The sequence below is a fragment of the Rhizobium sp. O111 genome (assembly GCF_055616315.1).
In genome coordinates this window covers 534,243-559,796 of sequence record NZ_JBSHXL010000001.1, presented here as the reverse complement: position 1 = coordinate 559,796, position 25,554 = coordinate 534,243, and the positions used below count along the sequence as shown (strand labels likewise).

Below are 25,554 nucleotides of genomic sequence, written 5' to 3'. Positions count from 1 at the left end.
ATGCGCTTCAAACCACAGTTTAGCACTTGCCGCAATAATCCAAAGCATTTGGCCATGCGGCATTTTCGCCCCGATGATCCCTCCTCCGGGCGCATCGAAACATGCCATGATTTTCCTTATGATACGGAAAATGTTGGCTTGAGCCAGCCATCCTTCCCAAGAATAATCAAGAAACGTCCCATTTCCGCCGTAGTCCCCGGCTTTTCAGCGGGTGGGGCTTTTCATTTTGGACGGCCCGCCCCAACTTAGCGGCACTGATTCGAACTGCAGAGGTTTTCATGGGTTTCCGTTCCCTAGTGCGGCCGTTCGTGCTGTCGGCTTGTGTTACCGCCGCGGCGATCGCTCCGGCTTTCGCGCAGACGCCGGCGCCGACACCAGCTCCGGCCGCGCCAGCACAGCCCGCCCCCGGCGCCCCTGCCGCGCAGGCGACACCAGGACAGACGCAACCGCAGGCGCCCGGAACCGTCCGCTCCAATCACGGCGCATGGTCCGTGGTGTGCGACAAGCCGGCCGGCGCTTCGGCCGAGCAATGCGCGCTGATGCAGAACGTCATTGCCGAGGATCGCCCGGAAGTTGGCCTCTCGGTGGTCGTGCTGAAGACCGCCGACCGCAAGTCGAAGATTCTTCGCGTGCTTGCGCCACTCGGCGTGCTGCTGCCCAACGGTCTCGGCCTTAACGTCGACGGCAAGGATATCGGCCGCGCCTACTTCGTGCGCTGCTTCGCCGACGGCTGCTACGCCGAAGTCGTGCTTGAGGACGAGTTGCTCAAGACCTTCCGCAGCGGCGCCAGCGCCACCTTTATCGTCTTCCAGACGCCTGAAGAGGGTATCGGCATTCCCGTCGACCTGAAGGGCTTCGCCGAAGGCTACGACGCGCTTCCCTGATGTCAGGGGGCTAACAAGGGCCCCTGACCTCCGCGTCTGATCGCTTTTGCGATCCTTACGAATTCGACACTTGCTCGAACCGTCCCCGGGACCTACATCGGCAGGAAGCATTTCCTGCCGCAGCGGAGCATAATGACATGAATACCGATCTCCTGACGCTTTTCGACGCCGACGAAGCGAAGATGCGTTCGCTTGTCGCCGAGGCCCTTTCCGGCGCGGACGACGGGGAGCTCTATATCGAGCACGCGCAGGCCGAATCGCTGATGTTCGACAATGGCCGCCTCAAGGGCGGCAGCTTCAACACCGAGCAGGGTTTTGGCCTGCGGGCGGTGGCCGGTGAAGCGGTCGGTTACGCGCATGCGGGCGATCTCTCGGTTTCGGCGCTGAAGCGGGCTGCCGACGCGGTGAGCGCGGTGACCCGCGGCTATACCGGCAGCTATGCGGCGGCCCCACAGGGCACCAACAAGAAGCTCTATAGCGACGAAAACCCGATCGGCTCGCCCACCTTCGAGGAGAAGGTCAAGGTTCTGCAGGACATCGACGCCTATTTGCGCGGCAAGGACGACAAGGTCCGGCAGGTGACGGCTTCGGTCGCAGCCAGCTGGCAGGTGGTCGACATCCTGCGCGCGGACGGCCACCGGGTCCGCGATATCCGGCCGATGACGCGCATTAACATCTCCGTCATGGTCGGCCAGGGCGATCGCCAGGAAAGCGGCTCCTACGGCAGCGGCGGACGCATCGGCTTCGGCGACTTCATCGCCGAGGGCAACTGGCAGTATGGCGCCGACGAGGCGCTGCGCCAGGCGCTGGTCAATCTCGAGGCGATCGACGCGCCTGCCGGCACGATGGACGTCGTGCTCTCCTCCGGCTGGCCGGGCGTGATGCTACACGAGGCCGTCGGCCACGGGCTGGAAGGCGATTTCAACCGCAAGAAGACGTCGGCCTTCGCCGGCCTGCTCGGCCAGATGGTCGCCGCCCCCGGCGTCACCGTGGTCGATGACGGGACGATCGACAGCCGTCGCGGCTCGATCACCATCGACGACGAAGGCACGCCCTCGGGCTACAACGTGCTGATCGAAAACGGCAAACTGGTGGGCTACATGCAGGATCGGCAGAACGCCCGGCTGATGGGCATGAAGCCGACAGGCAACGGCCGCCGGCAGGGCTATGCGCATGTGCCGATGCCGCGCATGACAAACACCTACATGCTGGGTGGCGACAAGACGCCGGAAGAAATCATCTCTTCCGTGAAGAAGGGCATCTATGCCGTCTCCTTCGGCGGCGGCCAGGTCGACATCACCTCCGGGAAGTTCGTGTTCGGCTGCACCGAGGCCTATCTGATCGAGAACGGCAAGATCGGCCCGGCGGTCAAGGGCGCTATGCTGATCGGCAACGGTCCCGACGCGATGCAGCGGATCTCCATGGTCGGCAACGACATGAAGCTCGACACCGGCATCGGCAATTGCGGCAAGGCCGGCCAGTGGGTCCCCGTCGGCGTCGGCCAGCCGCATCTGAGGATGGACCAGGTGACGGTGGGCGGCACGCAGGCGTAATAGGCCCCTCCCCGCCCCACACGAATGGCTTGAAATAGGCGACCGCGAGAGTTATATAACTACCAGCAGCAGACAACGAGGCTTCCGAAAGGACGCTGTTGCAAGTGCACCCTTAGAGGTCGGTACACCACGGTAAGGCACACTCGTTCGGCGGAAACGCCATGGGAAAGGCTCCTTTTGGGGGCCTTTTTTGTTTCTAAGGCACCCGTATCTGTTGGAAATGGGCCTTTTTCACGAGTTGGCGGACGTTATACTTCCGCTTGATGTGATTGAAATCGATGTCTTTCTGGTAAGCGCTTTTGACTACAAGCTCGACGTTGTGTTGGTCGGATCTGCTCGGAAAGAGATAATAGATAACAAGATCATTGAGGCCAGAGGTCAGGACAGGACCTGAAACGGCAAGATTGCTTGCCTTGTTTTTGTCGAGAGACTGCCATGTCAGATAGTTGTCCTCGACCATCCTCCTGCAGATATCTGGCAGCTTCAGAGAATTTTCGTAGCGCTCCTCGCTAAACTGCCTCAAAAGGCCAGCCTCATCTCGCAAGGTAAAGGCTGCGGAACCGCCTTCATGGCGCCGAGAAAATACATGTGTCTGATAGGAGATACGGATGTCGATGTCGGCACCTCCAGCCCCTTGTCCAGCAAGGCATACCGAGGTAGGCACAAGGTGTTCGAACGTGAACCTACGTCGCGCATGTTCGATTGTTGGAAACGAGTCGTTGATAGTCGTCATGAGGCGCAAGGACCCGAAGCAGCAAGACAGCTCTCACGATCTGGACCCATTCACCAAATGAACTGGATTATAGATTGCGCCGGGTAGCCTAGCTCTAAAACATCGAATTCTCGCGATAAAAGGGCACCTGTCAAGCCTCGCAACCCTGCACTGCCGCCGAGCTTCACGGTCATGGCCGTCGACAGCAAGTTCTACAGGCTAGGCCTCGGCACCGCCTGACGCTCAAAGAGCTTCATCAAGCGAAAACAGCCACTTGCGCTTTATCGCGGCTGCGAGGTCGATATCGTTACGGTGCGCGAAAAGAAGGATGTGGCCGAGCACGTCGGCGGCTTCGTCTTCGAGGTCGCGGGCCATGTCCTCGCCGGAGCGTCCCTTGGGCCGCCCTCGCCCGCTGACACGGTTCCAGGCCTGGGTCAGCTCGCCCATCTCTTCCTGGAGCTTCAGCAGAAACCAGTCGGCATCGCGGGTGATGCCGTTTTCTCCGGCATAGGCACTCGAGGCCCGCTCGAACTTCAGGGCAAGATCATCCAGCATCATGTTCTCTTTTCGTTTACGTAGGAGAACCCTGATTCAGCGGCAATGTCCAGTCGGAATGGCTGGCGGATCAGCCGCGGTCGCCGAGCAGCATGCAGTCGTAGGACCGCTTCTTCAACGCGTCGCAGGCGGATGTCGCTGCGTCGCGGCTTTCAAAGCCGACGAAGCGTGCGCGGTAGACCTTGTTGGCGCCCTTGCCGACGGCTTCCGTATAGGGGTTGGCCGACTTCAGCGCGGCGCCGCCTTCGGACTTGGCCTGGGCGAGAAGCGCGCGGGCGGCTTCGTCGCTCGGGGCAGCCGAGATCTGGATCGACCAGTCGCCGGTTGAGGCAACGGATGCGAGCGGCTTTGCAGAGCCGATTTTTGCCGACGGCGTGACGGCGTCGAGCGCCGAGGGACGCTCCTGCGGAACGGTGTCGCTCAGATAGCCGAGCGCCTTGGGTGCAAGTTCGCTGCGGGCGATTTCGGGTGCTGCGACCGGGGCGACATCCTCGACGCGCGGTGCGGATGCGGGGACCGGCAGGTCGCTGGCGTCTGCCGCAGAGGCAACTTCGACCGGCTCGCGCGAATTGACGCTGGCGACCAAGCGGGCGCCACCCGAGGAGGATGCGCGGCCCATGGCCTTGTCGAGCAGGGCCGCCATCTTGTCGTCGCGGCTACGGGCTGTGCGGCCACCGAGGACCACGCCGACGACGCGGCGGTTGCCATCCTTGACGGCGCTGACGAGGTTGAAGCCCGAGGCGTTGGTATAGCCGGTCTTGATGCCGTCCATGCCCTGGTAGCGGTACATCAAGTTGTTGTGACCGCGAATCTGGCGGCCGCGGAAATTGAAGCTCGCGGTCGAGAACAGGCGATATTCGCGCGGATAATTCTTCATCAGGGCGACGGCGAGCGTCGACATATCACGCGCCGTGGTCACCTGGCGGCCATCCGGCAGGCCCGACGCATTGTAGAACGAGGTGCGGCTCATGCCGAGCTGGCGCGCCTTCTGCGTCATCAGCCTGGCGAAATTGCTCTCCGAGCCACCGAGCTTCTCGCCCATGGCGGCAGCGGCGTCGTTGGCCGACTTGGTGATCATGCCGAGGACCGCTTCGCGCACGGTGATCGACGTTCCTGCCTTGGCGCCGAGCTTGGTCGGCGGGCGGGAGGCTGCGTATTTCGACATGACGATCGGCGTATCCCAATTCATCTTGCCGCGATTGATGGCCTCAAACGCCATGTAGATCGTCATCATCTTTGTAAGAGACGCGGGATGGTTGAGGACATCGGCGTTTTCCGACGACAGAACCTTGCCGGTTCTCGCATCGAGGATGAGTGAAGCGCTGCCAGCCATAGCCGACAACGGCGCCGCAACGACCAACGTCGCGGTTATAATCGCGGCCAACAGCTTTCTCATGCACTTCCCCTCGATGAACGGCCGACCCTCGTCGCCCGAATTTTGTCCCGTTCCTGTACAGAAGGACACAATATGGCGCGACTTTGCGGCAACGTGGACCATTTTTGTCAAATTCTACCCTTTATGGTGAAAAAAACGTAAAACACGCCCTGCAATATTAGCATTCAGGCAAAGTCAGCATTCAGCAAGGCTTAACCTCGCCCTTGCTAGGGTCGCCTTCCTCACGACCCCCGCAGACGGAGCGGAGATGATGAACGCCAGAACGCTGGCAAAGCGGATCGCGATAACCGGCGGGCTGGAGGTGGCCAACCTCCTGCGCTCGGTCGGGCTGATGCGCGGCGCACGTGGGATGGGCGCGATCTTCACGCTGCATCACGTTCGCCCCCACGAGCCCTCCGCCTTTTCGCCGAACGCGCATCTGGAGATCACGCCGGAATTTCTCGACGCGGTGCTGACGCGGCTGAAGAGCGACGGCTATCGATTCGTGTCGCTTGCAGAGGTTCCCGAAGCGCTCCTAGAGCCCAAGCCGTCGCAGCCCTTCGCGGCCTTTACGCTTGACGACGGCTATCGCAACAATCTCGTCTACGCCATGCCCGTGTTCGAGCGGCATGAGGCGCCGTTCACGATCTTCGTGGCCAAGGGGCTGGTGGAGCGGACGCATACGATCTGGTGGGAGACACTGACGGCGCTCTTGCGACGCGAAGACAGGCTGAGCTTCGATTTCGGCGATGGGACCGAGACGATCGACACCGCCACCCCTCAAGACAAGCACCGCGCCTTCGCCCGCTTCGCACGCTACATTCATGCACATGAAGAGACGGTGGCCGTGGAGGCCGTGGATGCGCTCGCGCGGTCGCATGGGATCGACCCCACCGAGATCGTCGACGATCTGGTGATGGGCGCGCCGGAGCTCAACCTCCTGGATGCCAGCCCGCTCGCCTCGCTCGGCGCCCACACCGTCAGCCACCGTGCCGTCGCGCGGCTCTCCGACGCCGAGGTTCGCGATGAGATGACGCACTCCCAGGATTATGTCGAGGTGATCAGCGGACACCGGCCTGATGCATTTGCCTATCCCTATGGAACGCGCGAGGCGGTGACGCAGCAGCAGGCGGCGATTGCTAGGGATCTCGGATTTTCTCTGGCGGTGACGACGCAGCCCGGCGTGATCGGCCGGCAATCGCTCGAGCGCTCCACCTATCTGCCGCGCCTGTCGATCAACGGGCTCTATCAGAAGCCGCGCTATGTCTCCGGCCTTGCTTCGGGGATTCCCTTGAAGCTGATGGGCAATCGCGGCTGAGGGGCTGCCCCTCCCCGCCAGATTATCCACCGATCACTTTCTTTTGAGGCGGCGCGCCATTTACAGGTCACGCCGGCGCCCCGAGGCACGATCTTTTCAACCTAGGATGAAAATTCGAGCGAGGAGCGCCGTGGTTGCGCGGCGCTCCTTTTCGATGTCAGCGGCGGCGGGTTCGCGGCGCCCTTGCGCGGGCGATTGCAGACGCCGCCGAGGGGATGCTTACGGATACATCCTGACCTTGTCCCAGCCGCCCTCGGGCGTGGCGCGGCGGAACTCTATGCGGTCGTGGAGCCGGAACTTCTGGTCTTTCCAGAACTCGATCGAGGTCGGCTTGATGCGGAAGCCGGACCAGTGCTGCGGGCGGGGAATCTCGCCGATGGCATAGCGCGCGGTGTATTCGGCGACGGCTTTCTCCAGCGCGAAGCGGCTTTCGAGCGGGCGCGACTGCTTGGAAGCCCAGGCGCCGATGCGGCTGCCGCGGGCGCGGGTCTTGTAATAGGCGTCGGCTTCCTCGTCGCTCACCACTTCAACCGGGCCGCGCAGCCGAACCTGGCGGCGCAGCGTCTTCCAGTGGAAGCACATGGCCGCTTTTTTCTGGCCGAGGACTTCACGGCCTTTCTGACTTTCGAAATTCGTGTAGAACACAAATCCGTCTTGATCGAATCCCTTAAGGAGAACCATGCGGACATTGGGAAGGCCGTCTTCATCGACCGTCGCAAGTGCCACCGCATTCGGGTCATTGATCTCGGAAGCTTCGGCTTCCTTCAGCCAATCCGCAAAGAGCTGGAACGGCTCGTTTTGCTCGGTGAAGTCACTGGTTGTTAACTCATTTTCCGACATATTAGCTCAAATGCCCCGGGTTTATTCGATAATTGCCCAGCCCAAAACCACTGGACAGGACACAGGGTGGAAGTCATAGCAAAGTCAGTTCGTCATACAAAGGGCCTCATGCGCCAATGCGCGGCCATCTGCGTTGTCGGAACGGCAGTGCTTACTCTCTCGGGCTGCATGGCCGGCGGGCTTGATATGTTCAGCAGCAACAAGGTCGACCGTTCGGTTGCGACAGGCACCGTGCCGCAGCCGGCGCCGACAAGCGACAGCATCTCGGACGAAATGACCGTGGGCAATGCCGTGACCTCGGCCGACATCAACGGCCTGCAGGGACGCCCCCTTCCCTGGGCGAACGCTTCCACCGGCAGCGCCGGCGTGATCGACACGATCGTCGAAAACAACGACACCGGCCAGGTTTGCCGTCAGTTCAAGACGACGCGTCACTCTTATGTCGGCATCTCGAAATTCTACGGCAAGACCTGCCTCGTCGGCGGCGGCAACTGGCAGCTCCTGAGCTTCCAGCCCGAGAGCTGAGCAGCCTTTTCAGGCAGTCGTTAACGGCCGCCCCCGGCTTCGTTTCCAGATTTAGCAAAAGATAACCATTCCGCATGAAACCGTGGCGTGTCCTGACGCCAAATAAGGACTGATTAGCAACTTTGCGGGACTGTGGTTCGCATATGTGCGCAGATTTTCTGCTCGCGAAGCGAACTTCGGCGCACCAAATGAGTTTAATCGGGGCTTCGAGGTGCCGGACAGGGCACCTCGCATTTGGACACCGGGCGGTTTGGACATGCGCGATCCTTATAAGATATTGGGCGTCAGGCGCGACGCGGGGCAAGACGAGATCAAGGCAGCCTGGCGCAACATGGCCAAGGTGGTGCACCCTGACCATAATCAGGGCGACCCGCTGGCCGGTGCGCGCTTCGCCGAGATCGGCCGCGCCTACGACACGCTGAAGGACCCGAAGAAGCGCAGTCTCTTCGACAGCGCGGCTCGGGCGGCCGAAGCCAAGCAGAACGAAAAGCAAAACGAAAACACCATCATGGCGCAGCGCCAGGCGGCGCGCGAAGCCGCGATCCGCGCCAAGCAGGCGCAGGAAAACGCCGAGCGGGTGATGGAAGAGCTGGCGCGGGCAGCGGCGCAGAAGGCGGCCGCCGAGGCCGCCAAGCAGCCACAGCCGCAACAACAGCAGCAGGCCGGCGCCGCAGAACCCGCGGAAGAGATGATCGAGCGGATCTTTGGCAACCAGGCGCGCGCGGCGAGCGGTGGCGGACGGACGCGTGGCTTTGCTTCCGGCCGGGCCAAGCGGCCGGAGCCCGAGAGCGCCGAGGCCGACAAGCAAACAGAGAAGACTACCGAGAGCGCCAAGGCCGGCGATGCCGGCAAGACAGTAGACGACGAGCACGGCGCGGAAGAAGCCGCGGCGGCGAGCGCTGCCGTCCTGCAGCCGCTGAGTCTCCTCACCTCCTTCGTCCGCCGCTTCACCGGCGGCGCGGCACCCGCGCCCGAGAAGGCGCCGGACCAGCTGGCCATCGCGACAGTGACCATCGAGGATATCTTGAAGGGCGCCTGGGTGAACGTCGATCTCGGCGATGGCCGCGATGCCGGCTTCGCGCTGACGCCTGGAACCACCGAGGGCCACACCGTGCGCCTCAAGGGCCAGGGTCACAAGCTGACGGGCATGCAGCGCGGCGATGCTGTGGTCAACATTCACATCGCGCCGCACGCCGATTTCACCGTCGACGGGTTCGACCTGCATACCGTGCTTCCCGTGACGATCGAAAACGCCGTGCTCGGCACCGACGCGCGCATCGACGGACCGAACGGACCGCTGACGGTCACCGTGCCGGCATGGTCGGGATCGGACAAATCAATCCGCTTCGAAGGTCAGGGATTGCCCAAATCGGATGGCGGAAAGGGCGATCTGGTGGTCGAACTGCGCATTATCCTGTGGGAAAAGCCGGACGATAAGGTCACGGATTTGATGAGAATTATGAAGAACGGCCTGTTTTTGTGAATTTTAGGTGACATTAGCACCCTTTGTTACGTTCCCTAACAGTTGATGATTGCTGCCAATCTTGAACCGGCTGGCCGGCTATGCCATAGGCAGGATCGATCAATTTACTTAAGGGGCGAAACATGGCTCAGGCACAAGGCCTCATGTCAGGCAAGCGCGGCGTCATCATGGGCGTTGCCAACAATCGTTCGATTGCGTGGGGCATTGCCAAAGCTATTCATGCACAGGGCGGCGAGGTTGCCTTTACTTATCAGGGTGATGCGCTGAAGAAGCGGGTCGAGCCGCTGGCAGCTGAACTCGGCGGCATTCTTGCCGGACACTGTGATGTCAGCGACGAAGCATCGATCGACGAGGTTTTCGACAACATCGAGAAGACCTGGGGCAAGATCGACTTCATCGTGCATGCGATCGGCTTTTCCGACAAGGACGAGCTCACCGGCCGTTACGTCGACACCTCGGCGGACAACTTCGCCAAGACGATGCAGATCTCCGTCTATTCGTTCACCTCGGTCGCACGTCGCGCCGAGAAGCTGATGACGGACGGCGGCTCGATGCTGACGCTGACCTATTACGGCGCCGAAAAGGTGATGCCGAACTACAACGTCATGGGCGTTGCCAAGGCAGCTCTTGAAGCCAGCGTGAAGTATCTGGCGGTCGATCTCGGACCGAAGAACATCCGCGTCAACGCGATCTCGGCCGGCCCGATCAAGACGCTTGCAGCGTCCGGTATTGGCGACTTCCGCTACATTCTCAAGTGGAACGAATACAACGCGCCGCTGCGCCGCACCGTCACCATCGAAGAAGTCGGCGATGTCGGCCTCTACATGCTGTCCGACCTGTCGCGCTCGGTCACCGGCGAAGTGCACCACGCCGACAGCGGTTATCATGTTATCGGCATGAAGGCTGTGGACGCGCCGGATATTTCCGTCATAAAAGACTGATCGTACTCTCTTATGAGTCATGCTCGCGGCCCCTCCTCGCGGAAGCGATAAGGGGCCGTTTGCAATATGGAGCCGATCATTGCTTATCTACGTCATTCGTCACGGCCAGACAGACTGGAACGCGGAACGTCGCCTGCAGGGGCAAAAGGACATCCCGCTCAATGCCATCGGTCGTGAGCAGGCGCGCCAGAACGGCATCAATCTCGCGGAAATCCTGAAAGTCGAAGGCATCGAGTTCGATTTCATCGCGAGCCCGCTCGGCCGCACGCGCGCGACGATGGAGATCGCCCGCGAAGCAATGAACCTGCCCCCCAAGGACTACCGGACCGACGAGCGCCTGGTCGAAGTGTCGTTCGGCGACTGGGAAGGCTTTACGGTCAAGGAACTGAAGGCGACCGCCAAGGACCGAATCGTCGAGCGCAATCTCAACAAGTGGGATTTCATTCCGCCGGGTGCCGATGCCGAAAGCTACGAGATCATGTCGTGGCGGGTGGCGTCCTGGCTGAACGAGGTGGACCGGCCGACGGTCTGCGTCACGCATGGCGGCGTTATTCGCAGCCTGTTCAGGACGATTGCCAACGTGCCGAAGGATGAAGCGGCCGAAGGCGAGATTCCGCAGGACCGGATTCTCAAGATCGAGACCGACACGAAGCAGATCGCCTGGATCTAGGCCTGCTTCGCGGCGCCCGAATTACTGTACGATATCGAGATCGTTGATGACGCGCTTTCCGTCGACTTCCGTGTAGAAGACGATGACCTTCACGCCTGCCTTCAAGCCTTCGAAATTGAACTCTTCCGACGCCTGATAGGTCTTGCCGTCATCGAGCGTGAGGCTGAGATTGCTCATGTCGATGTTCTTGATCGTCGCTTCCACGTCCGCGCTTTCGGCAAAGCCGCTGATCGGCGACAGAAAACTCGCTGTGGCCAAAAGTGTAGCAACTACGAAGCGCATAACGGCATTCCTTCGAAAACACGACTCAAACATCCAATTGTGCATAGATAGCCTCCCGAATATGGCGAAATTTGCCCTGAACCGTGACCATTCCCGCCCAATTGATGAAGCGCATTTTAACAACAATCAAGAGGGTTCGTTAATACAGTCGTACACTTAAAACGTGTTCCCAATACTACCTGTAAGAAATCGTAAATTAACACCCGCTACTTACAGTCATAAGGAAACGGGGAGACTGGGGTTTTGCTATTCCGCAGGAAACATAACGAGGCAACGCGGAGTTCTTTGAGGAATACCCATATCTCGTTTCTGGTTTCCTGCCTGGTCGCCGTGGTCGTCATCATCGTCGGTTTCAGCCTGGATCGCGCCAATACCGCGGCTAATCTTCGCGAATTGACGATCCGCACGGAAAACGAGACCAGCCTTATTCGCGCGCGTGTGACCGCCCAGATCAACATGGACATCACCATCGTGCGCGACCTCTCCAACATGGTCGCGATCAGCTCGAAGATGAATGCCGAGGAGATGGAGCGGCAGATCAACTGGCTGCTCATCCAGAACCCGCATTTCGTGCATATCGCCGTTGCCCCCGATTTCATCGTGCAGTCGGTATTTCCGCCGACGGAGGGCAAGGATCGGCTTGGCCACGACGTGCGCGAATTCCTGATGGATCGCCAGTCGGTGGCGCGCACCACCGGCAACCAGCAGGCGCGATTCTACGGACCGATCCGCACGCTCGACGGCAAGGACACATTCGCGATCTTCTTCCCCGTCTTCGTAAAAGAGAACGGCCAGCGCCGGGTCTGGGGCGCGGTCGAGGCGGTCATCGATGCCGACATGTTCTATGAGAACACCGGCCTGAAGCCGGCGCGCGACAGCGAGAACCGCGAGAAATATCCGCATCTCGACCACCTCTCCATCGCGCTGCGCGATCTTGGAACGACGGGTGCCGCCGTCTCCCCGTTCTTCGGTTCGCCGGAGGTGCTGGGGCAGCGGCCGTTGACGCGCAAGATCACATTCGCCGGCGGGCGCTGGGAGATCGCCGCGGCGCCGAAGACCGGCTGGACCGCCCCTCCAGAGAATCAGCAGACGCTGCGCTTCATCATTCTCGCCGCCGCCTGCCTCACCATCATTCCTGTGTTTTTCGCGACCCTTTTGCTTGGCGAGCGCAACAAGAACATCAGGCAGCTGGAAAAGCGCGAGGAGACGCTGCTGGAACTGTCACAGCGTCTCAACCTGGCGCTGGAAACATCCAACATCGGCATCTGGGAACTGAGGAATGGCGGCCAGAGCCTGTTCTGGGACGGGCGCGCCGCCGCATTGCACGGCAAGCAAGCGATTGAGGGCAGCTACTCGCTCGACGACTGGCTTGAAACGATTGTTCCCGACGATCGGCGGGTGGCGAAGATCCACCTGCTGAAAGATGGCCGGTCCGGTTCCTCCTACACGACGCAATACCGGATCGAGCTTTCGGACGGCAGCACGCGCTATCTGCGATCGGTGGGCTCTGTCTATAACGACGCAGCCGGCACCATCCGCACGATCGGCATCGTCTGGGACGTGACCGCCGATGCGGTTGCGGCCGAGACGCTGCGCCGTGCGAAAGACAGCAGCGACATCAAGAATGCCGAGCTGGAACTTGCGCTTGACGAACTGTCGCACCGTGAGGCCGAACTCGCCGAGCTCTCGGGCAAGCTCGATCTGGCGCTCGATTCCTATCAGTGCGGTATCTTCGAGGCCACGCTCGGCAAGCCCGGTTCGTTCTGGGACGACCGGATGCACGAGCTCTATGGGCTGGAGCCGCGCGCCGGCTTCATGGACGAAGAGACGTGGCTGTCCTGTGTGCTGGAAGAAGATCGCGCGCTTGCGGTCGAGAGCGCGCGTTATTTCAAGAAGGTCGGCGATACCCATACCGTCGTCTGTCGCGTGCCGACCGAAGACGGGACGATGCGCTATGTGCGCTCGACCGGAAAGGTGCATGCGACCTCGAGCGGCCAGCTGAAGATCATCGGCGTTGCCTTCGACATCACCGAAGACGCGCTGATGACGGCGGAGCTGAAGGCGGCGAAGGACGAGGCGATCGGCAAGAACATCGAGCTTGAACTCGCCAACAACCGTATCGAACACAATTCGCTGCATGATCCGCTGACGGGGCTCGCCAACCGCCGCAAGCTCGACAAGGCGCTGGAGCAGCTGACCGAGGCCGGGCAGCACGCCAGGCAGAAGTTCGCGATCCTCCACATCGACCTCGACCGCTTCAAGGAGATCAACGACACGCTGGGCCACGCGGCGGGTGACGCCATGCTTGTACATGCCTCCCGCGTGCTCTCGCGCAGCATTCGGCCGAGCGATATCGTCGCGCGCATCGGGGGCGACGAATTCGTTATCCTAGCGCTCAATGCCAATGACGCCGAGATGTCGGCGCTCTCGGGCCGTATCGTCGAGGAGATGCGCCAGCCCATCGATTTTCAGGGTTTTGCCTGCCGCTGCGGCGTGTCGATCGGGATTGCGCTGGCGAGCGGCATGCGCGTCGATGCCCGCAAGGTGCTGATCAACGCCGACATCGCGCTCTACCGAGCGAAAAGCCAGGGCCGCAACCGGTTCCAGTTCTTCAATCACAATCTGCAGGCCGACATCATCAACAACAAGCGGCTGGCCGACGAGATCCTCTCGGGCATCGAGAACGGCGAGTTCACGACCTGGTACCAGCCGCAATTCAGCGCCCGTACCATGCAGCTGACCGGCGTCGAGGCGCTGGTGCGCTGGCAGCATCCGTCTCGGGGTCTGCTGACGCCGGACAAGTTCCTGAAGATCGCCGAAGAGATCAACGTCGTGCAGACGCTCGATCGCATCGTTCTCGAAACCGCGCTGAAGGACAAGATGCGGTGGGCGGCGCTTGGCGTTTCCGTTCCCAAGGTCTCGGTCAACGTATCCGCCCGGCGCCTGCATGACGATGCGCTGGCCGATTCGCTGCGCATGCTGCAGATCAGGCCGGGCGAGATCTCGTTCGAGCTGGTGGAGTCGATCTTCCTCGACGAGAGCGAGGACGTCGCTGCCGAGAACCTCGACAAGATCAAGGCGCTCGGCATCGACATCGAGATCGACGACTTCGGCACGGGCCACACCTCCATCGTCAGCCTTTTGAAGCTGAAGCCGAAGCGGCTGAAGATCGACCGGCAGCTGGTGCAGCCGATCATCACCTCGGCGCAAGAACGTGCGCTGGTGCGCTCGATCATCGACATCGCCCGCTCGCTTGGCGTCGAGACCGTAGCCGAGGGTGTCGAGACTGTCGCGCATGCCAGCCTGCTTCTCGAACTCGGCTGCGACCTGCTGCAGGGCTACGCCTTCTCGCGCCCCCTCTCCTTCGACGATTTCACCGAAGCGGCCACCCATACGGCCTGGCGCATCGCTTCATAGGATCGCTTTGCGCGGTTGTTCTCGGATTTGAGGAAACACCGTTTCCCAATGGAGACGGTTTGGCGCAAAGAAAGCCTTTTGCCCTCTCGGCTTTTGGCCTATGAGTGTCGCGCCTTTTTAAAGAATGGCGCGGCCCGGGGACGCCCGGCGGCGCGATCCGGTCGGAGCATATGTCACACAATACATTCGGTCACCTCTTCCGCGTAACCACCTGGGGCGAAAGCCACGGACCGGCGCTTGGCTGCGTCGTCGACGGCTGCCCTCCCGGCCTGCGTTTCAAGCTTGCAGACCTTCAGGTGTGGCTCGACAAGCGCAAGCCCGGCCAGTCGCGCTTCGTGACGCAGCGCCGCGAGGATGACCTCGTCAAGGTGCTCTCCGGCGTGATGTTCGACGCAGACGGCGAGACGATGATCTCGACCGGCACGCCGATCTCCATGCTGATCGAGAATACCGACCAGCGCTCGAAGGATTACGGCGAGATCGCCCGCCAGTACCGGCCGGGCCATGCCGACTACACCTACGATCTGAAATACGGCATTCGCGACTATCGCGGCGGCGGGCGCTCGTCTGCGCGCGAGACCGCGGCGCGCGTTGCGGCCGGCGGCATCGCGCGGCTGGTCGTTCCCGGCGTTCGCGTGCGCGGCGCGCTGGTGCAGATCGGCAAGCACAAGATCAACCGCGACAATTGGGATTGGGATCAGGTCGACCAGAACCCCTTCTTCGCGCCCGATCGTGACATCGTTCCCGTCTGGGAAGAGTATCTCGACGGCATCCGCAAGAAAGGTTCGTCGATCGGCGCCGTGGTCGAGGTCGTCGCTGACGGCGTTCCGGCAGGTCTCGGCGCGCCGATCTATTCCAAGCTCGACCAGGATATCGCCTCACTTCTGATGTCGATCAACGCCGTCAAGGGCGTGGAGATCGGCAACGGCTTCGAGGCGGCCGAGATCACCGGTGAAGAAAACGCCGACGAAATGCGCATGGGCAATGATGGCCAGCCGATCTTCCTGTCCAATCATGCCGGCGGGATCCTTGGCGGCATTTCGACCGGGCAGCCTGTCATCGCTCGCTTTGCGATCAAGCCGACCTCGTCGATCCTGACCGAGCGCCAGTCGATCGATGCCGACGGCAAGAATGTCGATATCCGCACCAAGGGTCGCCACGACCCCTGCGTCGGCATCCGCGCCGTGCCGATCGGTGAGGCGATGATCGCCTGCGCCATCGCCGACCACTACCTTCGAGACCGCGGCCAGACCGGCCGGCTGAAATAGGAACGTTCCCATGCCTTACGATCAGAAGCGCGTCGTAGACGCTATCCGGGCCTTCGAGGCCGGCGAAATCGTTGTCGTCGTCGATGACGACGGCCGCGAGAACGAAGGCGATCTTATCGTTGCCGCTGTTCACTGTACACCGGAAAAGATGGCCTTCATCGTGCGCCATACCTCGGGCATCGTCTGCACGCCGATGCCGAAGGAAGAAGCCAAGCGCCTCGGCCTCAATGCCATGGTCGCGGAAAACGATAGCGCGCATACGACGGCCTTCACCGTCACCGTCGACTTCAAGCACGGCACGACGACCGGCATTTCCGCCGACGACCGGACGCTGACGGTGCGCAACCTCGCCAACCCGAATGTCGGCGCCTCCGACTTCGTGCGCCCCGGCCACATCTTCCCGCTGGTCGCCCGCGAGGGTGGCGTGCTGATGCGCTCGGGCCATACGGAAGCCGCCGTCGATCTCTGCAAGCTCGCCGGCCTGCCGCCGATCGGCGTGATCTGCGAACTGGTCAACGATACCGGCAGCGTGATGCGTGGTCCGCAGGTCTCGAGCTTTGCCGAAGAGAACGGCCTCAAGCTGGTCTCCGTTGCCGACCTCATCGCATACCGCCAGCGCAAGGAAACGCTGATCCAGCTGCAGGCGAGCTTCGATGTCGAGACGCCGTTCGGCAAGGCGAAGGCCCACAGCTACTCCCTGCCCTGGGATCCGATGCAGCATCTCGCCGTCGTCTTCGGAGACATCCGCGATGGCATCGACATTCCGGTGCGACTGCACACGGAAAGCGTCGTGGACGACCTGTTCGGCAAGCGCTCGGTCGATCACTACATGAAGAAGATCGCCGAGAAGGGTCGCGGCGTCATCGTCTATCTGCGCGAAGGTTCTGTTGGCGTCGGTCACCAGGACAACGGCCGCAAGGCGCTTGGCCAGGGCCGCGAAGCCCATGCGGAAGCGCAGAACCGTGAAAGCGAATGGCTGGAAATCGGTCTCGGCGCGCAGATCCTGAAGGATCTCGGCGTCAGCTCGATCAAGCTACTGACCCGCAGCGAGCGCCACTATGTCGGCCTCGAAGGCTTCGGCATCAAGATCGCGGAAACAGAGATCGGCTAAGGCCGGTGAGATGATCAGCCGGCGGGTAAGGCCCGCCGGTTTCGCCCTTCGTCAGGCGGCGATGCGCTTGAAGCGCGTCCTGACGTTCTGCATGTAATATTTGCCCGGCGATTCAGACGTCACCATGGCGATGACATGGGCTTCGGCCACGCCTTCGAACATGCGTTCCTCGCCATTGTTCAGGCAGACACGCAATCTGCCATCTTCCTGGCTGAAATAGACCGCATCGATCAGGGCGGACTTGACGGTAACGGGCTTCATCCGCGCACGCTTCTCGCTCAACGAAACGATCGAACCTGTCGCCGCGGCGCGGGCGTCGCGACGGTTACGCATCAGTGCTCTGACCCTGCGGGCGAGGCTGTTCCATGCCGTCCATGCGGCGTATCTGATCGCTCGTGTTTTCATGCTGTCATCGTAGGAGCGCGGTCCTTAAGAAGTTCGCGAAGAAGCATGGTAAACCCCCGTCAAGATTAACAGGCGGTAATCATCTAAAATCCGAACTATCTCAACGATGACAATCGCTTAGCCGCGCCACCCCTCCAGCATCTCGACCCGCTCGACACCGGCGAAGCGGGCGACGCGATCAAGCTCCGCAGCGAGCTTTTCAAGGCGGCCGGCGGAGGGTTTTACGCCGGGCTCCAGCCACAGGCGCTTGACGTCGAGCGAGCCCTTCCTGCGGTCCGCCTTCATGTCGATGCGGCCGATCAGGCGATCGCCCTCCAAGAGCGGGAAGACGTAGTAGCCATATTCGCGCTTCGGCTCGGGCACGAAGATCTCGATGCGATAGAAGAAACCGAAGAGGCGTTCGGTGCGGTTGCGGTCGCGGATCATCGGATCGAAGGGGCTGAGCACCCGGATGCGCGGTGGTGCCGCTGGATAGTCATCGAGCGTATCGAGGAAATCCGAGAACGCCCAAGAGGGGCGCGGCTTGCCGCCCAATGCCGGCTCGATCAGGATCTCGGTCAGTTCATCGCGGTGGGCGACGACCCAGCCCTTGGCCTCATCCGGCGAGACCAGCGCCCAGAAGGCCGCTATCTCGCCATGGGTGGCAAAGCCCAGCCTCGTCAGCGCGCTGCGGCAAGCCCAGTCCACGAATTCCTCGCGGCTAACCTCTGGCTCGTGAAACTCGGCCGGAATGACGCGCTCGACGAGATCATAGACCTTCTGGAAATTCGAGCGGCCCGAGATGGCGAACTTGCCGGTGCGCCAGAAATATTCGAGCGCCGTCTTGTTGGGATGCCAGTTCCACCAGCCGCCGGAGACATGGCCATCGGCCTTGATCTCGCGCGCCATGATGGCGCCGTCGCGGCTCACCCGCTCGTAGGTCTCGTCGAAGGCATCTTCGAAGCCCTCGCCGCGCCATTTGCGCCAGCGATCGACCAAAACCTCCTCCTCCCGCCGGAACTTGTGCTTCCAGTAGCGGAAGTAGCTGCTCGGCAGGATGGAGGCGTCGTGCGTCCAGTGCTCGAACAGCGCGCCGTCCTTTTCGAGCAGCGTGGTCAGGTGCTCGCGCTTGTAGGTCTGGTTGCGCGAGAAGAGAATCTGGTGGTGGGCGCGCTCCACCCACTGGATGCTGTCGATCTGCACGAAGCCGAGATCGTGGATCAACTGCAGCAGGCCAGGTTTGGTGAGCACGCGGTTGGGCGGGGCACTCAAGCCCTGCTTGGCCAGAAAGATGCGGCGGGCGGCGGCATTGGAGATCAGCTTCGTCATGGCAGCGATGATAATCCGGAAAATGTTCCTAGCCACCCGAATATGGCGGGTTCGGGCGAGGATGCAATGGGGTCAAGTCGCGTCGCGTTTTGATCTTCCCTCCGGCCGCATTCGTTTATAGAACGGCGCTTCACCTCAGGGGGACGCAGTGAATATCCGTTTCGAAAGCGCCGGTGTCAGCTATGGATCGCGGACTGCGCTGCAGCCGCTGACGTTGGAGCTCACCGAAAAGCGCATCGCCATCATCGGGCTGAACGGCTCCGGCAAGACGACCTTCGCAAGGCTGATCAATGGCCTGACCAAGCCGACGTCAGGCCGCGTCATCGTCAACGGGCGCGACACATCGGACGAGAAGGCAGCGCTTGGCGATGTCGGCTTCATTTTCCAATCGCCACAGAACCAGATCATCCTGCCTGTCGTGCGCGATGATATCGCCTTCGGCCTGAAGAGCCGCGGGCTTGCGAAGGCCGCGATCGAGGCCAGGGTGACCGAGGTGCTCGACCGTTTCAACGCCGGGCATCTGGCCGAGCGGCGCGCGCACGAGCTTTCCGGCGGCGAACTGCAGATGGCGGCACTCTGCTCGGTGCTCGCTACCGGCCCCGACATTCTCATTCTCGACGAGCCGACCAACCAGCTCGACCTGCGCAACCGCGGGCTCGTGCAGGGGCTGATCGAGAGCCTGCACGAAAGCGCCATCGTCATCACCCACGATCTGGAGCTGATCGCCGATTATCCGCGCGTGCTGGTGTTTCACCAGGGGCAACTGGCAGCCGATGCGCCGGCCGCCGAGGCGATCGCCCGCTACCGGGAGCTCGCGGCCTGATGCAATCGCTTTATGTCGAGGGCAATAGCCGGCTGCACCTGATCTCGGCGCGGGTGAAGCTCATCGTGCTCGCCGTGCTCGGCATCGCGCTATTCGCCACCGCCAACATCGCGCTGCTGGCCGTGGCCGTCGTCGCCACCGGCGTCGTCTATTTCGGCATTGGCATGCCGGTTCGTGCAGCCCTTGCGCGTTTGAAGCCGATCCTTCTCACCATTCTCATCGTCGCCGTCTTCAGCCTCGCCTTCAATCCCTGGCATGGCGCAGTCGTGGCGCTGCTTCGGCTAACGGCGCTGATGCTGTTTGCCGCGAGCGTGACCGCCACCACCACGATTGCCGCCTTCATGGACGAGATCACGCTGGCCGCCCGGCCACTGGAGCGCCTGGGGCTGGTGCGGGCCGACGATGTCGGGCTGGCCGTCGGGCTGGTGGTGCGCTTCGTCCCTGAAATCATCGGCCGCTACCACGCGATTGCCGAGGCGCACCATGCGCGCGGGCTGAAGGTGAGGCCATCGACCGTTCTGGTGCCGCTGATCATCCTGACGCTGAAGGATGCTGATAACATCGCGGCTGCGATTGACGCGCGCGGTATTCGGCGGCATGTGAATTAGCACCTGTTGAACCACGGAGCCATCATGAGCACCCGAGATCTCGTTCTGTCCGCCCTGTTTGCCGCCATCATCGTCGCACTCGGCATTCTGCCGCCAATCACGCTCGGCTTCATTCCGGTGCCGATCACGGCGCAGTCGCTCGGCGTGATGATGGCCGGTGTGGTGCTCGGCGCCCGGCGCGGCACGGTGGCGGTGTTGATCGTGCTTGTGCTTGTCGCGATCGGCCTGCCGGTTCTTTCCGGCGGACGCGGCGGGCTGGCGGCGTTTGCGGCGCCCACCACCGGCTTCCTGATCGGCTGGGTCTTCGCCGCGTTTACGACCGGCTATATCAGCGAGCGGCTGGTGAAGCATGGCCAGGCGGCCGGCATGCAGCTGACCGGCTTCTTCTTCGCGGCGATGATGGGCGGGATCGTCGTGCTCTATGCCTTCGGCATCGTCTATCTCGCCTTTGCCGCGCAGATCGGCCTGAAGGCCGCGTTTACCGGCTCGATGGCCTTCATCCCCGGCGACGTGATCAAGGCCTTCGTGGCGGCGCTGGTCGGCCGCGCGGTCATGGCCGGCTATCCGCTGCTGCCGGTTAAAGGCTAAGCCAGAACCTAGTTCATGAAACCGTAGAGCCAGTCCCGCGTCACTTCAGGCAGCGGGACCGGCGCCTTGTCCTCGCGCGTCTGGGCCTGCCAGACGATCTCGACCTCGGCGGCGCGCTCATCGCCAGTATCCACCGCGATGATGAAGCCGACGGAGCGAACGCCGATCTTGTCGACGGCGGTGGTAAACAGCACCATCTCGTCATAGCGTAGCGGACGGTGCAGGATGCATGTGATCTTGCTCGCCACATAGAGCGGCTCGTCTGCCAGTTCCGGTCGCTCGGACCAGAATTTCGCCAGCGCGGATTCGGCATAGGAGATGTAGGAGCCGAGGAACATCTGGCCGTTCATATCCACATCGCGAAACGGCACGTGGATCTGCACAATGTTGGAGCGCATCGCAGCGTTCATCGATTTCCCCCAGTCTCAGCCTTAGCTATTGCGCAATTCCGGACGCAAAACCGCGCTACACTTTTGCTGGAATTGCTTTAGTCCCCCAAGAATAATCGCCTGCTAATATTATGTAAATGAAGGCGAAAGGCGTATGACAGCGCAGGATTGTTGAAATCGCGAGCCCCTACCCCATCTGCTGTGGAACATGACGAGGCAGGCAGATAGAGTGATTTAGAGCCTTTCCTGGTTAGCTTGAAGCATTCTGCCGGAGCAGGTTTTCGTCAGGGCAAAGGCGATTGGCGAAGGGCATACCCCGGGGTACGGTCGAGCCGATCGCCTTTGATCCTGGCGGAAAGATGCCCGGCCCTAGCTGGTTTGCGAAGCAAACCACCGGGGTTGGCTGAAACGGGCCGCCTGATCGTCCGGCCGGCTTGGCCGTATGCTTGGGCTACGACGCGCGCCGGCCGGACGACCATTCGACTCCGTTTGAGCCAACAGAATGCTTCAATCTAACCAGGAAAGGCTCTTATGAGCACCCGCCTTTACGAACATCCGATCTTTCTGGAACACATCACGCCCGAGGGCCACCCCGAGCGATCCGACCGGCTGCGGGCGCTGAACGTGGCGCTGGGGCATCCGCATTTCGACCGGCTGGACCGCCAGCAGGCACCGCAGGCATCGGAAGACGCCGTGCTTCTGGCGCATCCGGAAGAGCATCTCTTCGCCGTCATGCGGCAGGTGCCGGAGGAAGACGGCGAGATCAACCAGCTCGAGGCCGACACCTATGCCAGCCCAAAAAGCTTGCAGGCGGCGCTGACAGGGATCGGCGGCGCCATGGCGGCGGTCGACGACGTCTTCACAGGCAAGGCGGACAATGTCTTCGTCGCCTCGCGGCCACCCGGCCACCACGCCGAGAAATCCAAGGCGATGGGTTTCTGCTTCTTCAACAACGCCGCCATCGCCGCCCGCCACGCCCAGCTTAGGCACGGCGCCGAGCGCGTGGCGATCGTCGATTGGGACGTGCACCACGGCAACGGCACGCAGGACATCTTCTGGGACGATCCGTCCGTGCTGTTCTGCTCTACGCACCAGATGCCGCTCTATCCCGGCAGCGGCGCCAAGAACGAAACCGGCGCGCACGACACGATCGTCAACGCACCGCTTTCGCCCAATGTCGGCAGCGAGCATTTCCGCGAGGCGTTCAAATCCCGCGTACTTCCGGCGCTGAACGACTTCCGCCCCGACCTGATCATCATCTCGGCCGGCTTCGACGCGCACCACCGCGACCCGCTGGCGCAGATCAACCTCGTCGGCGAGGACTTCGACTGGGCGACTGGCCGGCTGCTCGAAGTGGCCGACAAAAGTGCCGGCAACCGGGTCGTCAGTCTTTTGGAAGGCGGCTATGATCTCGAGGGCTTGGCCGAATCGGCCGGCTTGCATGTTTTGAGAATGATGAAGGGTTGAGCATGACCGACAACGCCAAGCCGGAGGTTTCCGGCCTCTCTTTCGAAAAGGCTGTCGCCGAACTCGAAAGCATCGTCGCCCGGCTGGAACGCGGCGACGTGGCGCTGGACGAGTCCATCGAGATCTACGAGCGCGGCGAAGCGCTGAAGAAACATTGCGAGACGCTGCTTTCGGCCGCTGAAAACCGGATTGAGAAGATCAGGCTCGACCGCGCGGGAAAACCGCAGGGCGTGGAGCCTTTGGACGGGGCTTGAGGCGTTCAGCAAGCTGAGGATAGCGCAGCCGATATTCTCGGCGCGTAACCAGATATTCCGCCCTCATCCCTGTGCTCGTCACAGTGATCCAGCGCGATCAAGTCCTTGATCGCGATAGACTCTTTTCGCCGCGCAGACGTGCGGCGGCTGGATTCCTGTGACAAGCACAGGAATGAGGGAGGTGAAGGTGGCGCGGCCGAATAAGTCCCTTTCCTGCAGTAGCCACTCTCTGCAAACATCCCCATCAAACCCTCTTGGCCAGCGCCCAGATCGCGGTCTATCATCCCCAAAACACCAGAGGGGACGACGTAGCATGACGGATAGATTGAAGGGCAAGATCGCGATTGTCTCGGGCGGAGCGACCGGCATGGGCGGAGCGGCGTCGAAGCTGTTTGCCGCCGAGGGCGCGAAGGTCGCGATCATCGATCGCAATGGCGAGGCGGCGGCTGAGACGGTGAAGGATATCCGTGCGGCCGGTGGCGAGGCCGATTTCTGGACGGCGGATGTTTCCGACGAGACGGCGGTGAACGCGGCGGTCGCGGACATCGAGGCGCGCTATGGCGCGGTGACCGTGCTCTTCAACCATGCCGGCACGATCGTCATCAAGCCGTTCCTCGAAACCACGCTTGAGGAATGGGACTGGCTGCATGCCGTCAACGTGCGCTCGATGTTCCTGATGACCAAGGCGGTGCTGCCGAAGATGATCGCGGCCGGCGGCGGGTCGATCGTCTGCACCTCGTCGATCTCGGCTGTCGCCGCAACGCCGATGGAAGTGCTCTACGACACGACAAAGGGTGCCGTGCACATGTTCGCGCGCGCCATCGCCGTCGAATTCCGCGACCGCAACATCCGCTGCAACGCGGTCTGCCCCGGCTTCATCCGCACACCGCACGGCCTGCGCGAAGTGGCCGACCTGCAAAAACTCGGCGTCGACGTCTCGGATGCCGCGATCGCAGCGCAGCAGGGGCGGATCGGCGAGCCGGAGGATGTCGCGCGCGCGGCCCTTTATTTGGCGAGCGATGAATCGAGCTTCGTCAACGGCGCGCATCTGTTCGTCGATAATGGGTTTACGGCGATGTGATCGCTGCGGGCGGCGCCGCTTGATGGGCTGTCGACGTCATCTCGGAACCGATCGAGAAACCTCGCCTAGCGAAAGAGACCGCCAAGTTGCCTTCTAGCAAGCCATGGCTCCGTCTGGCTGACATCACCGACAACAGTCGAAAGATACCGGCCTATACCGAAGACATGACCTATAGCGCGATTACCGTCCTGATCTCAGCGTAGTCGGCATGCAGGCCATCGGCATCGCGCTCGATCAGACCGGCGCGGGAGAGGATATCGACGTCGTCGTGAACACGGCGATAGTCGCGGTTCAGGCTCTTGGCCAAAGCGGCGATGCTTGTCTGCGGATTGCTGCGTAGGTGACGAAGCAGTTCGAGCCGCTTGGCCGTCATCGTGCGCGCGAAGACCTCCCAATCCACGAAAGTCAGATGTTCCTCGGAAACGGGCTGGCCCGCCTCGGCGCGCTGCCAAGCGTCGATGAAGCGGTTAGCGGCGTCCTCGAAAGAACCGCCAGTATGTACGTCGATGCTCTTGCTCATATCGCCTTGCCTCTCGCGTGGCCCATACTGTCGGTGATCGCCATAGCCCGTCAATCGCCTCGAGCCTGCCTTCTGGTCATCAGGCACGATAGCCGATAAGCTCACCACTTTCGCCAACGGAGACACCCATGTCCTTCTTCCCCGGCAAAGACCCCCTCCCCGGCGATGCCTTTGCCTGCGACGCCATCGAGAACCTGATCATCCCCCGTACCAGCGATATCGGCGGGTTTCAGGTCAGGCGGGCGCTGCCGACCAGGCAGCGGCGGCTGGTGGGGCCGTTTATCTTTTTTGATCGGATGGGGCCGGCGATCTTGAAGCCGGATGAGGCGCTCGATGTAAAGCCGCATCCGCATATCGGGTTGTCGACGGTGACTTATCTGTTCGACGGCGAGATCCGGCATCTCGATAGCCTCGGCACCGAGAAAGTGATCCGGCCTGGAGATATCAACCTGATGACGGCGGGGCGCGGTATCGTGCATTCGGAGCGCACGCCCGACAACCTGCGCGGCCATCCCCTCCTGATGTCCGGGCTGCAGACGTGGCTGGCGCTGCCCGATGACAAGGAGGAGATCGATCCCTCCTTCGCGCACACCGAAAAGAGCGAGATGCCCGTGATCGACGAGCGCGGGGTGCGCGGGCGGGTGGTGATCGGCGCGTTCGAGGGCATGACCTCGCCGGTCAGCGTGTTTTCCGACACGCTCTACGCCGATATCAATCTCGATGCCGGCGCGAAGTTCCCGTTTGGCGCCGCGCATGAGGAGCGGGCGATCTATGTTCTGTCTGGCGAAGTGGTGATCGCGGGCGACCGATTCGCGGCCGACCAGCTGCTGGTTTTCCGCCCGGGTGATGCGATCACGCTCAAGGGCGGCGCCCAAGGCTGTCACCTCATGCTGTTCGGCGGGGCGGCGCTGAACTCGAAGCGCTACATATGGTGGAACTTCGTTTCCTCGTCGAAAGAGCGCATCGAAAAGGCCAAGGAGGAGTGGCGCACCGGCCGTTTCGACATCGTTCCGGGGGATGAAGAGGAATTCGTCCCTTTGCCGGAGTAGCGTTCTCCTCTAGAAAGGATCCTTGCGGTTCTTGAAATCGACTTCTTTCACCGCAACTTATGGCCTAAAGGCTATGTGCCCCAAAACGCCTGGAAAAGACGACAAGAACAAGAACGACAAGAAAGAGT

General features: G+C 61.8%; 26 protein-coding genes. 17 read left to right on the top strand and 9 right to left on the bottom strand.

What is annotated here, in order from left to right:
* Positions 1 to 278 precede the first annotated feature (278 nt).
* Both ACVTFQ_RS02770 and tldD read left to right on the top strand, forming a co-directional pair.
* Positions 279 to 884, top strand: a complete 606-nt coding sequence (locus ACVTFQ_RS02770) for an invasion associated locus B family protein (protein ID WP_018902035.1) — start codon at positions 279 to 281, stop codon at positions 882 to 884.
* 137 nt (positions 885 to 1,021) lie between these two features.
* A complete protein-coding gene (gene tldD, locus ACVTFQ_RS02765) occupies positions 1,022 to 2,437 on the top strand; it encodes a metalloprotease TldD (RefSeq protein ID WP_111561897.1) in 1,416 nt (471 codons plus the stop codon).
* 196 nt (positions 2,438 to 2,633) lie between these two features.
* On the opposite strand, the gene ACVTFQ_RS02760 is transcribed toward tldD, so the two are convergent.
* From ACVTFQ_RS02760 to ACVTFQ_RS02750, 3 genes are all read right to left on the bottom strand, one after another.
* Positions 2,634 to 3,170, bottom strand: coding sequence for a hypothetical protein (locus tag ACVTFQ_RS02760; RefSeq protein WP_162718066.1), 537 nt, complete (start codon positions 3,168 to 3,170; stop codon positions 2,634 to 2,636).
* 222 nt (positions 3,171 to 3,392) lie between these two features.
* On the bottom strand, positions 3,393 to 3,704 hold the full coding sequence (locus tag ACVTFQ_RS02755; RefSeq protein WP_111561950.1) for a nucleoside triphosphate pyrophosphohydrolase family protein: 312 nt from the start codon (positions 3,702 to 3,704) through the stop codon (positions 3,393 to 3,395).
* A 70-nt stretch (positions 3,705 to 3,774) separates the two neighbouring features.
* Positions 3,775 to 5,100, bottom strand: coding sequence for a D-alanyl-D-alanine carboxypeptidase (locus tag ACVTFQ_RS02750; RefSeq protein WP_111561895.1), 1,326 nt, complete (start codon positions 5,098 to 5,100; stop codon positions 3,775 to 3,777).
* Between the two features lie 247 nt (positions 5,101 to 5,347).
* On the opposite strand from ACVTFQ_RS02750, the gene ACVTFQ_RS02745 reads away from it, so the two are divergent.
* Complete coding sequence (locus tag ACVTFQ_RS02745) at positions 5,348 to 6,397, top strand: polysaccharide deacetylase family protein (protein ID WP_111561894.1); 1,050 nt, start codon at positions 5,348 to 5,350, stop codon at positions 6,395 to 6,397.
* Positions 6,398 to 6,616: 219 nt separating this feature from the next.
* Here the strand turns inward: ACVTFQ_RS02745 and pdxH are convergent, their stop codons facing one another.
* A complete protein-coding gene (gene pdxH / locus ACVTFQ_RS02740) occupies positions 6,617 to 7,237 on the bottom strand; it encodes a pyridoxamine 5'-phosphate oxidase (protein ID WP_018902041.1) in 621 nt (206 codons plus the stop codon).
* A 66-nt stretch (positions 7,238 to 7,303) separates the two neighbouring features.
* Between pdxH and ACVTFQ_RS02735 the strand changes: the two genes are divergently transcribed.
* The 4 genes from ACVTFQ_RS02735 to ACVTFQ_RS02720 all read left to right on the top strand — a co-directional run bounded on the left by ACVTFQ_RS02735 (position 7,304) and on the right by ACVTFQ_RS02720 (position 10,856).
* Positions 7,304 to 7,762 carry an RT0821/Lpp0805 family surface protein gene (locus ACVTFQ_RS02735; RefSeq protein WP_111561893.1) on the top strand — a complete coding sequence of 153 codons (459 nt, stop codon included), beginning with the start codon at positions 7,304 to 7,306 and terminating at the stop codon, positions 7,760 to 7,762.
* A 256-nt stretch (positions 7,763 to 8,018) separates the two neighbouring features.
* On the top strand, positions 8,019 to 9,245 hold the full coding sequence (locus ACVTFQ_RS02730) for a DnaJ C-terminal domain-containing protein (RefSeq protein ID WP_111561892.1): 1,227 nt from the start codon (positions 8,019 to 8,021) through the stop codon (positions 9,243 to 9,245).
* Between the two features lie 122 nt (positions 9,246 to 9,367).
* Positions 9,368 to 10,186, top strand: coding sequence for an enoyl-ACP reductase FabI (gene fabI / locus ACVTFQ_RS02725; protein ID WP_026283646.1), 819 nt, complete (start codon positions 9,368 to 9,370; stop codon positions 10,184 to 10,186).
* 79 nt (positions 10,187 to 10,265) lie between these two features.
* On the top strand, positions 10,266 to 10,856 hold the full coding sequence (locus tag ACVTFQ_RS02720) for a histidine phosphatase family protein (protein ID WP_018902045.1): 591 nt from the start codon (positions 10,266 to 10,268) through the stop codon (positions 10,854 to 10,856).
* A gap of 21 nt (positions 10,857 to 10,877) precedes the next feature.
* Here ACVTFQ_RS02720 and ACVTFQ_RS02715 read toward each other — a convergent pair whose 3' ends face one another.
* Positions 10,878 to 11,138 (bottom strand): DUF1344 domain-containing protein, encoded by a 261-nt coding sequence (locus ACVTFQ_RS02715; protein ID WP_018902046.1) that lies wholly within the window; start codon positions 11,136 to 11,138, stop codon positions 10,878 to 10,880.
* Positions 11,139 to 11,423: 285 nt separating this feature from the next.
* Here ACVTFQ_RS02715 and ACVTFQ_RS02710 point away from each other — a divergent pair, with 285 nt between their 5' ends.
* The 3 genes from ACVTFQ_RS02710 (at position 11,424) to ribB (ending at position 16,934) form a co-directional block, all read left to right on the top strand.
* Positions 11,424 to 14,555 (top strand): bifunctional diguanylate cyclase/phosphodiesterase, encoded by a 3,132-nt coding sequence (locus tag ACVTFQ_RS02710; protein ID WP_111561891.1) that lies wholly within the window; start codon positions 11,424 to 11,426, stop codon positions 14,553 to 14,555.
* Positions 14,556 to 14,725: 170 nt separating this feature from the next.
* The gene (gene aroC, locus ACVTFQ_RS02705; protein WP_111561890.1) at positions 14,726 to 15,823 is read left to right on the top strand and encodes a chorismate synthase; all 1,098 of its coding nucleotides are present in this window, start codon (positions 14,726 to 14,728) and stop codon (positions 15,821 to 15,823) included.
* Between the two features lie 10 nt (positions 15,824 to 15,833).
* On the top strand, positions 15,834 to 16,934 hold the full coding sequence (gene ribB / locus ACVTFQ_RS02700) for a 3,4-dihydroxy-2-butanone-4-phosphate synthase (RefSeq protein ID WP_047507948.1): 1,101 nt from the start codon (positions 15,834 to 15,836) through the stop codon (positions 16,932 to 16,934).
* A gap of 51 nt (positions 16,935 to 16,985) precedes the next feature.
* Here the strand turns inward: ribB and ACVTFQ_RS02695 are convergent, their stop codons facing one another.
* Both ACVTFQ_RS02695 and ACVTFQ_RS02690 read right to left on the bottom strand, forming a co-directional pair.
* Complete coding sequence (locus ACVTFQ_RS02695) at positions 16,986 to 17,339, bottom strand: KTSC domain-containing protein (protein WP_111561889.1); 354 nt, start codon at positions 17,337 to 17,339, stop codon at positions 16,986 to 16,988.
* A gap of 117 nt (positions 17,340 to 17,456) precedes the next feature.
* Complete coding sequence (locus ACVTFQ_RS02690) at positions 17,457 to 18,647, bottom strand: winged helix-turn-helix domain-containing protein (RefSeq protein ID WP_111561888.1); 1,191 nt, start codon at positions 18,645 to 18,647, stop codon at positions 17,457 to 17,459.
* Positions 18,648 to 18,795: 148 nt separating this feature from the next.
* On the opposite strand from ACVTFQ_RS02690, the gene ACVTFQ_RS02685 reads away from it, so the two are divergent.
* Genes ACVTFQ_RS02685 through ACVTFQ_RS02675 form a run of 3 tightly spaced genes read left to right on the top strand, consistent with a single transcriptional unit; the run spans position 18,796 to position 20,666 of the window.
* Complete coding sequence (locus ACVTFQ_RS02685; protein WP_111561887.1) at positions 18,796 to 19,470, top strand: energy-coupling factor ABC transporter ATP-binding protein; 675 nt, start codon at positions 18,796 to 18,798, stop codon at positions 19,468 to 19,470.
* Positions 19,470 to 20,078 (top strand): energy-coupling factor transporter transmembrane component T family protein, encoded by a 609-nt coding sequence (locus ACVTFQ_RS02680; protein ID WP_111561886.1) that lies wholly within the window; start codon positions 19,470 to 19,472, stop codon positions 20,076 to 20,078. The genes ACVTFQ_RS02685 and ACVTFQ_RS02680 overlap by 1 nt, the downstream gene beginning before the upstream one ends.
* 24 nt (positions 20,079 to 20,102) lie before the next feature.
* Positions 20,103 to 20,666 (top strand): biotin transporter BioY, encoded by a 564-nt coding sequence (locus ACVTFQ_RS02675; protein ID WP_047507957.1) that lies wholly within the window; start codon positions 20,103 to 20,105, stop codon positions 20,664 to 20,666.
* 8 nt (positions 20,667 to 20,674) lie between these two features.
* Here ACVTFQ_RS02675 and ACVTFQ_RS02670 read toward each other — a convergent pair whose 3' ends face one another.
* Positions 20,675 to 21,076, bottom strand: a complete 402-nt coding sequence (locus tag ACVTFQ_RS02670; protein WP_047507960.1) for an acyl-CoA thioesterase — start codon at positions 21,074 to 21,076, stop codon at positions 20,675 to 20,677.
* A 510-nt stretch (positions 21,077 to 21,586) separates the two neighbouring features.
* On the opposite strand from ACVTFQ_RS02670, the gene ACVTFQ_RS02665 reads away from it, so the two are divergent.
* The 3 genes from ACVTFQ_RS02665 to ACVTFQ_RS02655 all read left to right on the top strand — a co-directional run bounded on the left by ACVTFQ_RS02665 (position 21,587) and on the right by ACVTFQ_RS02655 (position 23,857).
* Positions 21,587 to 22,522: a histone deacetylase family protein gene (locus tag ACVTFQ_RS02665; RefSeq protein WP_111561885.1), complete on the top strand. Its 936-nt coding sequence runs from the start codon at positions 21,587 to 21,589 to the stop codon at positions 22,520 to 22,522.
* A 2-nt stretch (positions 22,523 to 22,524) separates the two neighbouring features.
* The gene (locus ACVTFQ_RS02660; protein ID WP_047507965.1) at positions 22,525 to 22,776 is read left to right on the top strand and encodes an exodeoxyribonuclease VII small subunit; all 252 of its coding nucleotides are present in this window, start codon (positions 22,525 to 22,527) and stop codon (positions 22,774 to 22,776) included.
* Positions 22,777 to 23,089: 313 nt separating this feature from the next.
* Entirely contained in the window at positions 23,090 to 23,857 is a 768-nt protein-coding gene (locus tag ACVTFQ_RS02655) for an SDR family NAD(P)-dependent oxidoreductase (RefSeq protein ID WP_111561883.1), read from the top strand.
* 169 nt (positions 23,858 to 24,026) lie between these two features.
* Here the strand turns inward: ACVTFQ_RS02655 and ACVTFQ_RS02650 are convergent, their stop codons facing one another.
* Positions 24,027 to 24,377: an HVO_A0114 family putative DNA-binding protein gene (locus tag ACVTFQ_RS02650; RefSeq protein ID WP_111561882.1), complete on the bottom strand. Its 351-nt coding sequence runs from the start codon at positions 24,375 to 24,377 to the stop codon at positions 24,027 to 24,029.
* Positions 24,378 to 24,505: 128 nt separating this feature from the next.
* Between ACVTFQ_RS02650 and ACVTFQ_RS02645 the strand changes: the two genes are divergently transcribed.
* Entirely contained in the window at positions 24,506 to 25,426 is a 921-nt protein-coding gene (locus ACVTFQ_RS02645) for a pirin family protein (protein ID WP_111561881.1), read from the top strand.
* Positions 25,427 to 25,554 lie beyond the last annotated feature (128 nt).

Coding starts and splice junctions, on each gene's coding strand:
- ACVTFQ_RS02675 (WP_047507957.1), top strand. CDS start 20,103: ATGAGCACCCGAGATCTCGTTCTGTCCGCCCTGTTTGCCGCCATCATC.
- ACVTFQ_RS02730 (WP_111561892.1), top strand. CDS start 8,019: ATGCGCGATCCTTATAAGATATTGGGCGTCAGGCGCGACGCGGGGCAA.
- aroC (WP_111561890.1), top strand. CDS start 14,726: ATGTCACACAATACATTCGGTCACCTCTTCCGCGTAACCACCTGGGGC.
- tldD (WP_111561897.1), top strand. CDS start 1,022: ATGAATACCGATCTCCTGACGCTTTTCGACGCCGACGAAGCGAAGATG.
- pdxH (WP_018902041.1), bottom strand. CDS start 7,237: ATGTCGGAAAATGAGTTAACAACCAGTGACTTCACCGAGCAAAACGAG.
- ACVTFQ_RS02770 (WP_018902035.1), top strand. CDS start 279: ATGGGTTTCCGTTCCCTAGTGCGGCCGTTCGTGCTGTCGGCTTGTGTT.
- ACVTFQ_RS02760 (WP_162718066.1), bottom strand. CDS start 3,170: ATGACGACTATCAACGACTCGTTTCCAACAATCGAACATGCGCGACGT.
- ACVTFQ_RS02670 (WP_047507960.1), bottom strand. CDS start 21,076: ATGAACGCTGCGATGCGCTCCAACATTGTGCAGATCCACGTGCCGTTT.
- ACVTFQ_RS02750 (WP_111561895.1), bottom strand. CDS start 5,100: ATGAGAAAGCTGTTGGCCGCGATTATAACCGCGACGTTGGTCGTTGCG.
- ACVTFQ_RS02695 (WP_111561889.1), bottom strand. CDS start 17,339: ATGAAAACACGAGCGATCAGATACGCCGCATGGACGGCATGGAACAGC.
- ACVTFQ_RS02715 (WP_018902046.1), bottom strand. CDS start 11,138: ATGCGCTTCGTAGTTGCTACACTTTTGGCCACAGCGAGTTTTCTGTCG.
- ribB (WP_047507948.1), top strand. CDS start 15,834: ATGCCTTACGATCAGAAGCGCGTCGTAGACGCTATCCGGGCCTTCGAG.
- ACVTFQ_RS02690 (WP_111561888.1), bottom strand. CDS start 18,647: ATGACGAAGCTGATCTCCAATGCCGCCGCCCGCCGCATCTTTCTGGCC.
- ACVTFQ_RS02650 (WP_111561882.1), bottom strand. CDS start 24,377: ATGAGCAAGAGCATCGACGTACATACTGGCGGTTCTTTCGAGGACGCC.
- ACVTFQ_RS02660 (WP_047507965.1), top strand. CDS start 22,525: ATGACCGACAACGCCAAGCCGGAGGTTTCCGGCCTCTCTTTCGAAAAG.
- ACVTFQ_RS02680 (WP_111561886.1), top strand. CDS start 19,470: ATGCAATCGCTTTATGTCGAGGGCAATAGCCGGCTGCACCTGATCTCG.
- fabI (WP_026283646.1), top strand. CDS start 9,368: ATGGCTCAGGCACAAGGCCTCATGTCAGGCAAGCGCGGCGTCATCATG.
- ACVTFQ_RS02655 (WP_111561883.1), top strand. CDS start 23,090: ATGACGGATAGATTGAAGGGCAAGATCGCGATTGTCTCGGGCGGAGCG.
- ACVTFQ_RS02665 (WP_111561885.1), top strand. CDS start 21,587: ATGAGCACCCGCCTTTACGAACATCCGATCTTTCTGGAACACATCACG.
- ACVTFQ_RS02755 (WP_111561950.1), bottom strand. CDS start 3,704: ATGCTGGATGATCTTGCCCTGAAGTTCGAGCGGGCCTCGAGTGCCTAT.
- ACVTFQ_RS02745 (WP_111561894.1), top strand. CDS start 5,348: ATGATGAACGCCAGAACGCTGGCAAAGCGGATCGCGATAACCGGCGGG.
- ACVTFQ_RS02645 (WP_111561881.1), top strand. CDS start 24,506: ATGTCCTTCTTCCCCGGCAAAGACCCCCTCCCCGGCGATGCCTTTGCC.